This is a genomic window from Prevotella communis (assembly GCF_022024175.1).
GTDB classification, from domain to species: domain Bacteria; phylum Bacteroidota; class Bacteroidia; order Bacteroidales; family Bacteroidaceae; genus Prevotella; species Prevotella communis.
The window spans coordinates 801,597-814,516 of record NZ_CP091794.1; the positions used below are offsets into that span (position 1 = coordinate 801,597).

General features: G+C 55.0%; 9 protein-coding genes. 8 read left to right on the top strand and 1 reads right to left on the bottom strand.

Annotation, left to right across the window (positions count from 1 at the left end; all coding sequences use genetic code 11):
- Window positions 1-371 precede the first annotated feature (371 nt).
- Window positions 372-4,607 (bottom strand): beta strand repeat-containing protein, encoded by a 4,236-nt coding sequence (locus L6466_RS03060; RefSeq protein WP_237813071.1) that lies wholly within the window; start codon window positions 4,605-4,607, stop codon window positions 372-374.
- A 194-nt stretch (window positions 4,608-4,801) separates the two neighbouring features.
- Between L6466_RS03060 and L6466_RS03065 the strand changes: the two genes are divergently transcribed.
- From L6466_RS03065 to L6466_RS03100, 8 genes are all read left to right on the top strand, one after another.
- Window positions 4,802-5,935: a helix-turn-helix transcriptional regulator gene (locus L6466_RS03065; protein WP_237802120.1), complete on the top strand. Its 1,134-nt coding sequence runs from the start codon at window positions 4,802-4,804 to the stop codon at window positions 5,933-5,935.
- 68 nt (window positions 5,936-6,003) lie between these two features.
- Window positions 6,004-7,245 carry a hypothetical protein gene (locus L6466_RS03070; RefSeq protein ID WP_237802119.1) on the top strand — a complete coding sequence of 414 codons (1,242 nt, stop codon included), beginning with the start codon at window positions 6,004-6,006 and terminating at the stop codon, window positions 7,243-7,245.
- 147 nt (window positions 7,246-7,392) lie between these two features.
- Window positions 7,393-8,235: a LexA family protein gene (locus tag L6466_RS03075; RefSeq protein WP_237802118.1), complete on the top strand. Its 843-nt coding sequence runs from the start codon at window positions 7,393-7,395 to the stop codon at window positions 8,233-8,235.
- 255 nt (window positions 8,236-8,490) lie between these two features.
- Window positions 8,491-8,769 (top strand): hypothetical protein, encoded by a 279-nt coding sequence (locus tag L6466_RS03080; protein ID WP_237802117.1) that lies wholly within the window; start codon window positions 8,491-8,493, stop codon window positions 8,767-8,769.
- A gap of 95 nt (window positions 8,770-8,864) precedes the next feature.
- Window positions 8,865-9,542: a Rha family transcriptional regulator gene (locus tag L6466_RS03085; protein ID WP_237802116.1), complete on the top strand. Its 678-nt coding sequence runs from the start codon at window positions 8,865-8,867 to the stop codon at window positions 9,540-9,542.
- 339 nt (window positions 9,543-9,881) lie between these two features.
- Window positions 9,882-12,026, top strand: a complete 2,145-nt coding sequence (locus L6466_RS03090; RefSeq protein ID WP_431356517.1) for a DUF3987 domain-containing protein — start codon at window positions 9,882-9,884, stop codon at window positions 12,024-12,026.
- Between the two features lie 63 nt (window positions 12,027-12,089).
- Entirely contained in the window at window positions 12,090-12,485 is a 396-nt protein-coding gene (locus tag L6466_RS03095; protein WP_237802114.1) for a hypothetical protein, read from the top strand.
- 2 nt (window positions 12,486-12,487) lie between these two features.
- The gene (locus L6466_RS03100) at window positions 12,488-12,904 is read left to right on the top strand and encodes a hypothetical protein (protein ID WP_237802113.1); all 417 of its coding nucleotides are present in this window, start codon (window positions 12,488-12,490) and stop codon (window positions 12,902-12,904) included.
- The last annotated feature ends 16 nt before the right edge of the window (window positions 12,905-12,920 follow it).

Consider the following 12,920-nt stretch of genomic DNA (forward strand, 5'->3'; position numbering starts at 1 on the left):
CGAATACATATCCAAGATTATTTTGTCTATTTTTGTCTTGCGCGGTCATTTGGTCATTTGGTCATTTGGTCATTTGTCAAAATCGAAAACTGACTGTCAAAATCCGCCACTATAATATAAATATTTATATTTATATATAGTGAGCAATGACCGCGTTCCCGAAATTGATTTTGACCAAATGACCTTGACCAAATGACCACAGTGGCTTATTCCAAGTCGTACCAAGTGTCTTCCGTTTCAGACTCGCCCTGGGCATGTCCCGAAAGCGTGTCTGGACCACTTGCGGTCAGGATTTGGCTCTGATGCTGAAGCTGCACCACACACATTGTGGGCTTTTCGTATGCTTTTTTTCTCATTGCAGTGTTCTCCTTTTATTTGATTACCATCTTCTTTCCGTTATTGATATAGATGCCCTTGGCCGATGGCTTGCCGCTGAGTGGGGTGCCGTCGAGGGTGTACCAGTTGCCTAGGGTGACTTCGCCCGTCTGGGTGTCGAGGGTGCCGATGGCTGTCTGCTGGCCGTCGCTGCCTATGAGTCGCACGTTGAGGGTCTTTGGCAGTTCGGTGGCTGTCGCGTCGCTGGCGGCGGCATGTCGGCGGGCGGCGTTGGCGATGCCGTTCTGATACTCTAAGTAGCAGCGCAGGGGCTTCACCCTGACGTAGGCGCCCACCTTGACGAACTGGCCCTGGCTGATGCCGGCATCTGCTACGGCCTGTGCCGAGAAGCCGTAGATGCCCGTGGGCTCGGTGGTCCACTTCACTTCCTCATAAGTACCCTTATAGGTCCAGTCGCCCACGGTCGTCGTGCCGGCGGTGTAGCTGCTGGCGATGGTGGGGCTGCCGTCGAAAGGTTCGAAGGTGACGCTGCCCGTCTGCTTGGGCATGAAGAGCAGGGGCGTGCCTGCGTCCGAAAGGTATGAATTCGTTTCCTCCATCGTCACCGTCCAGGGGCTGGTGGTCTTGTCCACTCCCTCGAAGGTGTAGAACGTGCCGTAGTTCGTGTATGTCGCCGGATTTATCTTGAACGGCAGACAGATGGTGGAGGGCACGCCGCTGGTGAACGAGCGGGCGAAGCGTACGGGCACCGTCTCGCCCTGATGGCGGCTCGTGAGGTCGGCCATGCCGTCGCGCTCGTTGATAAAGTATCGTCGGTTCATTTGCACCTCCGAGCCGTCGGTGGTCCAGCAAATGTACTCGTGGGCTTCGTCGCTGATGAAGTTGGCCAGCGTGGCCTTGCCGTTGGCACCACTGGTGATGGCGTAATCGTTGGCACCGCCTACCCCGATGCGACTGTCACTGTCGAGTGCGCCGGTGAGGGTGATGACGCTACTACTAGCTAAGAACACGTTGCAGGCTGACGAATTTAGCGTGTTGCCCGTGACGGTCACTTTGCCCGCCAGGTTCAGCGTACCGTAATTTTCGATGCCGCCGTGGGTATTGTCCGTCACGCTGACGTCCGTCAGGGTGAGCGTGCCCGTGCCATGATTATAGATGGCGAGGCCGCCAAGGCCGCTGATGGCGACGTTCGTCAGGGTGAGCGTGCCACAGTTGTAGATGCCATCCAGGTTGCCTGCGATGTGGCCGGTGCTGCCAGTGCTGCGGATGGTCAGCGCGGAGGTTTGGGTTCGCACCTCGATGACGGAATTATTGTCGCCCGTGCCGGTGGCGTTGTTGTGCGTCAGTGTGTGGCCGTTGAGGTCGATGGTGGCCGTCTTGCCGGCGCCCACGACGAGCATCTCGTCGCCGCTCTTGCTGCTGACGTCGTTGGTCAGCTCGATGGTACCGCCAGCGGTGAGTACTGCCTGTATGTCGGCCCAGTCCGTCTGGACTGTCGTGTTAGGCACCAGTTTTTGGCTGTTGATGTTGTTGACGCTCTCGCTGGTCCAGCGGGCCTTGGTGGTGGTGCCGTCGAGCAGGAAGTTCGAGGCCAGTGTCACCGTGCCCTTGCAGCAGGCGGTGCCGCTCACGCCCGGGCGCAGCATGATGTAGTCCGTGGCGTTGCGCCAGCCCAGGGTGATGGTGGCCGTGGCCGTTTTGGCTAGATAGCCGTAGCCGATGGCATGACCGCCATAGGAACCGCCGCTGACATCGACCTGTCCGCCGAGAATATTGATGGTACCGCCCTGGTAGCCATTTGCGCCGCCGATGCCCGCGCCCATGTGGTTGCCGCTGGTGGTGATGCGTCCGCCGTAGATGCTCACGGTGCCGCAGTTGTATTTGCCGCTGGCCCAGTCGCCGCCTATGCAGGCGTCACCGGTATGGTTGTTCACACCCGTCACGGTGAGTGCGCCCGTGCCGCCGCTCTGCGCCAGGATGGTGAGCGCGGCATTGTCGTTGGCTGTCACCGAGATGCCCTTCTGCGCCGTCAGCGTCTTGCCGTCGGTCAGGATGAGCGTCACGCTGTTCTTCACGGTGATGCGGCTGCTCTGCGTCAGGTCGGCATCCACTACCCACGTCGGGCAGACGTTGCCGTCGAGCGTGGTGTGGCCAGCCTCTAAGGCGATGTACTGCGTGAATCCGCTCACCGTCTGCCCTTCGGTATTGATGTAACTGATGGCGCTGACAGTCTCCCACTCAGCGGTCAGCGTCAGGTTGGCGGTGACGGTGGCGGTGAAGTCGTAGGCTGTCGAGCCACTCTTCCACCCGGTGAAGCGGTAGCCCGTGCGCAGCGGATCGTCGGGTCGCGTGGCGGTGAAACCCTCGGGCAGCGTCTGTGTGGCCACGGTCGTCGCACCCTCGCCGGTGTCGAAGGTCACAGTGTAGGTCTGTGCGGTGTAGGGTGTCAGTCGCTTGCCGCCCAGCGAACCGATGTTCTCGGCGGTGACGATGGTGGGCGTGCCGCTGTTGTCGTATTGGAACGGATGCTTGAAGGTGAAAGTGCCGTTGTAGCCGTCAGCCACGATGAAGTCGTTAGCAAAGTCGGTCCAGTCGAGGTTGACGTTACCCTTAATGTAGCCCGAGCGTTTGCTCTCCCCATTGTTGTTCACTGTAATCTGACCGCCGTTGATGTTCACGTTGTATGTGTGACTATCGTCGCACATGCCACCGCCGATAGCAGCAACATCAGGTCCTGTACTTGTGGAGGTAGCCGTCACGACGCAGCCGTTCAGCGTGATGGTACTGGTGCCTGTGTCCTGAGTGGCGTTAGCGCCATAGCATCCGCCACCGATGGCTGCGCCCAGGAAAGCTGCCGTGGCGTTGACGGTGCAGCCGCTGATGGTAATGTTGCCGGCTGAGTGGTTATTGTCGCCACCGATGCTGGCATTGTAACCGCTGGCGGTAGTGGTCAACATGCCCGTGCCGCAGATGGTCAGGCTGTTGCCCTCGTTCACACCGATGCCGCCCGTCACGGTCAGGCTACTGCCCGCGTCGAATATCAGCGTCACGTCGCCGTTGATGGTGACACGACTGTTGATGGTCACATTGCCTGCCACCTTGTATGTAGTGTTGGTCATCGTAGTGGTTTCGGAAGTGACGTGCAAGTCGTCGCCCACGGTGAAGTTGAACGTTTGCGAGCCGCTGTAGGGGCTGGTGCCCGTGATGATCAGCGTGTAGTCGCCCTTTTCCTGTACGGTGGCGGGACAGATGGTTTCGGTGTAGTGCGTGCCTTTGGTCAGAGCTGTGCCGTCTGCTGCCGTCACGGTGTAGTCGACGGCGATTTCGCTGCCCGTGTAGAGGTAAAAGCCGCTGATGCCGCTGACGGTGGCGGTCTTGAGGTTCTTGACATCTATGATGGGTACGACGCTGTTGCCTCTTACCTCCCAGATCGAGCCGAGGGCTGCGGCCAGCTCGGTATCGGTCATTGTGCCTACAGCCGTGCCCTGCACGTCGCCGTATGCCGTCTTGTAATAGCAATGATTGAGCGTTGACGAGCCGTTGCGGTTGAAGGTGGCGCTGCCGCTATAGGTGCTCAGCGTCATCGTGCCCGCCATCAGGCAGTTGTTGAACGTCAGCGAGCCGTTGCGCCAGCCCACGAAGCCGCCGCAGTAGGTAGCTGCAGCGTCGGTGATGCTGCCGTCGAACAGGCAATTGGTAAACGTGACGCTGCCACTGGCTACGCCGATGAAACCTCCGTGGGTGGCATCCTTGTTGTCTTCTTTACTGCGGTCACTGCTGATGGCCACGCTGCTGCGGCAGGCCGTGATGTTCACCGTGCCTTCACTGCTGCCAATGAGACCTGTGGCATATTTCTGGTTGCCGCCATTGACGGTACCCGCTGTGTGGAGGAACTTGATGGTTGCACCATAGACATAGCGGAAGGGAGCTGTGAACTCGCTGCCGTCGGTAGTCAGGTTGAGCGTCAGCGTCTTGCCATTACCGAGGAACGTGCCGCAGAACTTATGGTCGCTTGTGCCCACCATCGTAGTGACGGCACTGGCGCTGTTGTCCCATGTGTCGCTGAGCTTCACATAGACGTTGCTGCCCCAATAGGTAGCAGCGTTGCTCTCGTTAGCAAATGTTGCCCAGTCGCCGGCTGTGTTCAGCACATACGGGTCGTTGGGTGTGCCGTGGCCTGTAATCTCTGCCCACGCCCCAACGGTGGTGAACAAAGCCAAGAGCAGCGTCATCGTTGCCCTCGTCAGAATGAATTTGGTTCTTCTTTTCATATATAAAAAATTTTTAATGATTAGACATCTTGATTAATTTCGGGCGCGAAGGTACATATAATATGCGGAAGAAGGTGTTAGAAAAACACGTTTGGTGTTAAAAAAACATGATTCAGGTGTAAGAAAAGTGCGTTTTTCTTACATTCTTTGCCCTGAATGGCGGCTATTTGATAAAAGATGACTACCTTTGCAGCATGATAACGATAGAAGAAATGCAGTTTGGCGGATTGCTGACCATGGTGATGCTGACGCTGATGCTGGTATTGTGCGTACCCCGACGTGCTAAACATCATGCGGGGTTCGGTTGCGGACGATGGCTCATGGCTGCGGGCACATTGCTGGTGGCCGTGCAGTTTGCGCTGCAGCACATCGGCGGCTTCCGGCACATGGGGGTCAGTCAGGCTGTGCTGTGGAACCTGCTGTTCTTCTTGCCCGCCGGCGTACTCATCAATATTGCCGTGCTCTACATACAGCGGCGCGGCAACGTCAGCCGTAGAGGATGGCTGTGGGGTGGGGCTGCTTGTGGATTGAACACCCTGATTCTCGTCACCACACTGCTGGTTGATGGCATCCCAATGGCCGAAGAGTCAGCACCGCTGAGACGGGCTGAATATGCCAGTGCCGTGCTCTTCCTGGTGATACAATGCTATTATCTTCAGATGCATCTGAAGGAATACCGCCGACTGCAACAGGCCGTAGATGAATTCTATGACCATGAACGGCGCGACCTGCTGGGATGGATGGCGCGCAGCGTCATCCTGCTGGGCATGATGGCCCTCATGGTGCCCCTCGCCATCTTCTTCCAAGGTGTGCCGCTGAAAGTATTCTCCATGTTTTTCTTCTTCGTCATTGCCTACTGCGTTATCAGTTTCTACCGCTACGGCATCAGCGAGGACATGGTGCGCGTAGAGGAAAGTGAGGATGCCGACGGTGAAGAGGTGACGACCAACTGCGAGAAGAAAAAAGAAGATGCCGACACGCTGGATGATGACGTGAAACTGCATGTCGAGGAGGCTATGAAGCAGTGGAAGAAAAGCGGAGCCTATCGCGAGCACAACCTGACGCTGAGCAGCGTGGCGCACCAGATGAATATCCCGCAAAAGCAGCTGAGACTGTGGCTGCGCCAGTCGGCATACGGCAAACTGGCAACACTGGTCACCACACTGCGCATCGAAGAGGCCAAGAGCATGCTCGCCGGTCATCCCGAATGGACCATTGACTACGTGGCCGACCATTGCGGCTTCAACAGCCGCGAATATTTCCACCAGGTGTTCTTGGAAAAAACCGGCACCACACCCGCAAAATATCAGGCTGGTGCTGGAGACTAACTTTTTATAAATATTTTTCCCGTTCTACCACAAATAGAGCGGGATTTTTTTGTACCTTTGCAATTCGTATGAATGACAAGGACTTTAGAAAGCCGACGGAGCATAGCATGAAGCGGCGCAGCCATTCTCATGATTATAGTCACAGCGGCTTATATCATATCACGATTAGTGCAGCGAAGGACCTGCATCAACCGTTGGGACATATGGCTGGCAGGCTGGATAAACCGGACGGTGACAGTGAAGCACCGCATGTGGAGCTATCGCCCCTTGGACGTATGGTAGAGCATGAGCTGACAGAGAGCATCCAGCGTTATTACCCGATGCTCAAAGTGCTGGATTATATCGTGATGCCTGAACATATCCATTTCCTGTTGGTGGCCTACAGGGACGTGGTATCAAGAAATGGCAAACCCACGCATCTGGGGCAGGTCATTGCGGGCTTCAAATACGGATGCAACAAGCGCTACTGGGCCATGACGGGAAGGGGGCTGCCAGCGGGCGATGACCAGGCAGCCGAACCGCCTGGCACACTGTGCGGGAAGCCTGGCACACTGTGCGGGAAGCCTGGCACGGGTAGAGTGCCTAGCGGTTGGGCCGCTAAGCCAGGGGCCGCCAAGCTGGAGGCGCCGTCCCTTTTTGATGGCGGCTATTGCGACGTGATGCCTGTTGACGAGGCGCAGCTGGAGACGCAGCGCGCCTATATCCGCAATAACCCGCGCAACCGGCTGCTGCGCATGTCTAACCGCCAGTGGCTGCTGCCTCAGCGCATGTGCGTAGAGACGCACCTGTCGCTGCGCGCCCTGAAGGGCTATCTGCAGCGTGAGTGCCTGCCTTCACAGATTACGGAGGAGATATGGCAGCGCCTCTCGGCAAGGCTGCTGGTGAAGGACGGGATGGTATATTGCGACCGCTACGGCAGTGGCGAACTGCTCCAGAAACGCCTGCTGCCCGTAGTGTGTCACCGTAAGGATGCGGCTTTGCACGATACACAGCTGCTGCGCTGCATGGATGTTGCCGATGAGGGGGATGTACTGGTGTCGGCGCGTATCGCCAAGCGCGAGCAGATTATGATGGCGGCGGTGCAGAAGCGGGCATACCCCGTGGTCTTGATTGCCGATAATGGTTTTCCTGAGATTTTCCATCCGTCGGAGGAGAAGCAGACGCTCTGTGCCTCAGGCCGGCTCCTGCTGCTGACGCCCTGGAAGTACCATTACAGGAAGGCCGATGAGGGCATCACCGTGGCGGAATGTAAGACGATGAATTGCATCACTCAGGCTGTATGCCGACTGAGGGATGACTGGTGGAAATAAGGCTTTTTTCTTAAAAGATATTAAAATTAGCGATGGTGTCCTGCGTTTTGGGACGACCTCGCTTTATATTTGCACCCCGAAAAGCGAGGCGTGCTGCTGTGCCAAGCTGAAACAATAATTAAAATCGAAAAAAACTTGAGAAAACACATGGAGATTTATGTAATGTCGCCTGAAGAGGTGAAAGATTGGTTGAAAAGGATGAATATAGCGTTTGAGGTGTGCGATACGCCCATACCCATTATGGGTAATAAGGTGAACTGCGGCGTGACGCTGGGTGTCGGCGACGAGATGATTGAGGGCTACTATTACTTGCCTAAATCGGCCGTAGGACTGTATCCGCTGATAGAGGTGACTGCTCAGGGAGACTCGATGATTGATGCTGGCATTGAGGAAGGCGACCTGCTGAGGTTGGAGCTTGGCGCCCTGCCCAGCGACGGAGATATCGTGCTGGCCGAGATTGACGGGGAGTCGACTGTGAAGGTGTTCTTCACCGATGCCGAGAAGCGCCACTGGCTCTGTCCGATGAATCCGCGCTATAGGCCTATTCAGCTGAAGGAGACGATGAATGTGAGGATTACGGGCGTGGTTCGAACGGTAGTGAAATCCGTGGTGCGTAAGTCGTATGGCGAGTGTATGGCGGTGCTGAACCGTGCCAATGCGCAGCGTCAGAAGGAGACCGATGTGATGCAGCGTCTGTGTGAGGCGGTGAAAGAAGGCTGCCACCTGTTCTGGGCGTCGTCGGCATGGGCGGTGGCCTATGGTGTGGTACGTGATGTGTGTGGTTTTGAGGACAGCATGACGGGTTTTGAGCGAAAGGTGCGTGGACTCTCGCTGCCTGCGTCGTTTAAGTATACCTGTACGCCCAGCACCGTACAGCGCACCATGAGCAATCACTCCTATATGCGCTTGCATATTGACAAATGGCGTGAGATGGGGGCCTCGCCGCGTGAGGTAGTTCTGATGGAATTTCTCAGGAACTTTCTGGAATAGTTTCTGACATGCAGAAAGTCTAGCCCATTATCTTTCTGTTTTCTGCACATACTTTCTGCTTTTGTTTCTGAATGCGTTTCAAGAGATTGGAACGCATTTTTTTTGTGCATAATTTTGCATCGTCGAACAACGACAAGGCGATCTTTGACATGTTGATACACAGTAATGGGTTTTAAAGACAGAGTAATGGGTTTTTAAAGACACAGTAACATAATAACAAATTTATAATAACAGATTTTTAATAACAAATTAATTATGGAAACAAAGATTTTGAAAGTGGTACGCCAGGGCGAGGCCTTTAGCGTACAGTCAAGTAAACAGGAGTCGGGCGTTATCCAGAAGTGCAACATCGTGCTGAAGGAGCTGGGCTCAAAGTTTGAAAATGAATATGTGTGCGCCATGCTGGGAAATCTGGCGGCGTGCAGGTTCTACGAGGGTGACATCGTCATCGCCACCCTTCGATTCTCTACACATGAATATCAGGGACAAGTCTTTCAAGAAATATTGGCTACTGATATCGTGAAAATCAATTGATCTGGAAAACAAGAATTTGAGTTGAAGTGAGGAGGATATCCCCGGGTAAATGCGCAAAGATTCCAACCTTCTTCTCGCTTAAAACAACTCAAACAATGAAAACAAACATTATTAATCATACAGTACAAACAATTACGTCGCTCGAAATTGCTGAGCTGACAGGTAAACAACACAAAGATGTACTCAAGGCTATCCGAAACATGGAGCCTTCATGGGAAAAAGTATGTGGGCGCAATTTTGCGCTGACATCCCGAACCATCGTTCAGCCTAACGGTGGAACTCGTGAAGTACCTTGCTACTCGCTCACCAAGACCGAGTGCCTCTACATCGCCACGAAGTTCAACGACGAGGCTCGCGCCAAGCTGGTGCTGCGCTGGGAGGAACTGGAGAAGGCTGACGTAAGACGTCGGATGGCTGATGCGAGATGTCTGCCGGAACCGCAGCAGATTCTTGCCCTGGCCGACGGCATCATCGGGGAGGGGCTCCGTATGCTGAACGAGCCCGCCGAGGACACGCTGACGGCGACGCAGGTGGCGAAGACATTCAACATGACCACGCTCGATTTCAACGCCGTGCTGCGCGACATGGGCATCCAGTACCGACGTCACGGTCGCTGGAACCTGAGCGATGATCTGCAGGGCCGCGGCTACACCGCCGAGCGCACCCACGTAAGCTATAGCCTGAAGGGCGAAAAGAAGGTGAAGGTGTATATGACGTGGACCATGAATGGGCTCAAATACCTGAACGCCAAACTGGGATACCCGAACTTCTAAGACAGAAATTACCAGAAATAAATATTTAAGAAACGAATTGCCAGAAATATTTTTTTTAAGAAACGAATTGCCAGAAATATTTTTTTAAAGAAACGAATTGCCATAATGCGCATAATTTGGTCATAATTAATATTATGGATTAAATTACGATAATTACGGCAATTTGTTTCCAATAATAATATGAGCGTACACATGATTTATTATAAGGATGGGGCGAAGAGGATGCGCCCCGTCCTCACGAGAGAGGAGTATCTGAGTCTGAGGAATGGCGGGGAGCAACGGCAGTTGGTGGAGCGTATCCGGGCTGGTGAGGAGGGCCTGAAATCGAAGCTGGTGCAGATGAACTACTCGTGCCTGCCGAATGAGGACGGTTCGCTGAAGGGCTCAAAGACGATGAGCACCACGGTGGGCATGGATATCGACCACCTGACCAAGGAGGAGATGCCCACGGTGCGTGAGCGTATCTTGCAGCAGAAGGAGAAACTGGGGCTGCTGATGCTGGAGGAGAGTGCCCGCGGCGGTGGCTATCACCTGGTGTTCCGTCGCCGTCCGGAACTCTCGCAGGAGGAGAACCTGAAGTGGGCTAGTGAGCTGCTGGGGGTAAAATATGACGATGGTGCCAAGGACATCACGAGGGTGTTTTTCACGACAACGGGGAGCGCCGAGGATCTCCTATTTCTGGATGATGAGATATTCAGACTCACCAGACTCACCCCCAGCCCCTCTCTGCTTAGAGAGGGGAGTGGTCAGACTCTTTTCCCCTCTTCTTATCACGGCATCCCCTTCACGGATATCATCCGGAAGTACTGGGAGCTGAACAACCACGGGTTTGAACCGACCATTGGCGACCGCGACACGCTGACCTATCAGTTGGCCTGCGACCTGAGGCATATCTGTGGCAAGAATGCTGACTGGCTGGATCAGGTGATTCCCTGCTACAACGGCTTCCCCGTAGAGGAGAAACGGGCGAAGATTAAGAGTGCACTGAGTTCGGAGTACAACGGATTTCCGCAGAGGCTGCGCAACACACTGAATGCCTTAACCTCTCCCGACCTCCCCAAAGGGGAGGAGGGCCTAGCGGATGAGGATGACAATGATGATGCGGTAGCAAATTCTTCACTTTTCACTCTTCCCTCTTCCCTTAAGCGAATGCCGATGGGCATCCGCGACTCCATCGATGCCGTCGGTCCTCAGCTCTCCATGCCTGTTATCACCGCCATCTGCCCCTGTATCGGTACGCTGGCCACGGGCGTGCAGCTGGATGTGCACGGGCAGAAGCGAGGGCTGAACCTGATTGCCTATATCGCCGGCGACTTTGCCAGCGGCAAGGGTGGCATCGACCCCGTGGTGGAGGCGTGGATGAGTGAGGTGCAGGCGCTCGACAAGATGTACCAGGTGCAGGAGGATGAGTGGCGTGCCAAGAAGCGGGCGGCGAAGAATAAGAAGGAGCAGCCCGAGGAACCGAAACTGCCCGTGCGCTGTCTGACGCTGAACAATACGGTGGCCAACCTGGCCGAGCGTCTGGCCAACACGGAGGGCAAGCACGCCTTCTCGTTTACACCCGAGGCCGATACCGTGGCGCAGAAATGGAAATCCACGATGAGCGACTTCTCCGTGATGCTGCGCCAGAGCTACGACGGTACGAAGTACGAGCGTGAGGCAAGGAGTGCTGACGCGGTGAACGTGCATATCGACAAACTGCTGTGGAACGTGTGTATGTGCGGCACGCCCGATGCGCTGTATCGCGTGGTGAACAACTACACCGACGGTTTCCAGAGCCGTATCGCCGTGGCCCGCACGCCCGATAACACCTTCGCACCGCTGCAGGACAAGCCGCCTGTGCTGACCGACCGCCAGCGCGACCGCATCCAGCAGATAGCCCATCTGTTGCCACTGATGTACGGCGAGGTGGTGCTGCCCAAGCTGGAGGCCAAGGGCCGTGAATGGGTGGAGCGCATCCGACTGGAGACGATGAAGAACGACGACCGCACCCGTGCCCGTCAGCGCTTCCGCGTCTGCGTCACAGCCCAGCGAATGACCTGCTGTCTGATGCTCTGCAAGGTGTGCGAAAGCCTTATTCAGAAGCACGGGCTGACCGGAGCAGAGGCACAGTTGAAGCAGCAGCCGGGACTATGGAAGGAGATGCTGCTGAAGGCGCAGACGCCCACGATGCTGGAGGTCTACGACGTGATAGCCGACTCGCTGTTGGAGAACGCGCTCTACTTCTTCCGCGACCGCATAGAGAACGCCTTCCAGAGTCGCGACTATGCTGGCAATATGAACGGTGAGCGCACCAAGCGCGGCAAGAACGACTCCATCTTTGAGCGACTGGACATCCAGTTCTCTTTCGAGCAGGCTATGCAGCAATCGGTGGCGGTAAAGGGTGCCAACGTGAACCATAACACCGTGCGGCAGATGCTGAAGAATTGGCGCAAACAAAAGCTCGTGGCACTGGAAGAGGATGGGAATTATCGTAAGTTGTAAAGTGGTCATTTGGTCAAGGTCATTTGGTCAAAATCGATTTTATGAATATTGAAATTTAGAATTATGAATTTAGAATTAAACAATTCGCAGGAATGCTTTGTGTTGCTCTGGCGCAGGCTGGAGCGCACGAGGCGCCTCCTCGGAGGTCAGTGTAAGCGGTATTGCATCCGCAATATATTAAAGGCATGGTTCGGCTATGAAGCCACCGACGATTTTATCTGGGAGGTGTGTCACATGGCTGTGGTCGATGACGAGCCTCAGGAAGGCTGGAACGAGCTGCCGATACCGAGTCTTTATCCGCGCAAGCACCGTGAACTGTTGCGTGCTATCGTGGCTGTAAAAACGGGCGTCAGCTATCGGAAAGTCAATCTGAAAGCGCTCGATAAGGCTTATAGTGAAGCCTTTCCAAATAGTACACCAATAAACGTAAATAAAAAAGGTAAAAAGGTAAAAAAGTAAAAATGATTAGTCGAGGAATTAGAAATAATAATCCGCTGAATATCAGACGTTCAAAGGATAAGTGGCAGGGCATGAAGGCCTTGCAGACAGACCCTCAGTTCTGTCAGTTTGAAACAATGCCGTATGGCTGGCGTGCAGCTTTTAAGATGTTGACGCGTACATACTACCATGATTACAGATTGTATACCATCAGGGCGATAATCAACCGGTGGGCGCCGCCAAATGAGAACAACACGAAGCGGTACATTGAGAATGTATGCAGGCTGACGGGCATCGGAGCCGATGAGCCCCTGGGTATCCCCAGCGATAAGCCCGCCCGCTGGATTATGCTGGGTGCTGCCATGGGCATTCAGGAGTGCGGTCTGGAAGGCTTCGACTGGTTCGCCATGCTCAGGGGATGGTCTATGGCGAGAGAATAAAGAGGCGTTTTGCAGC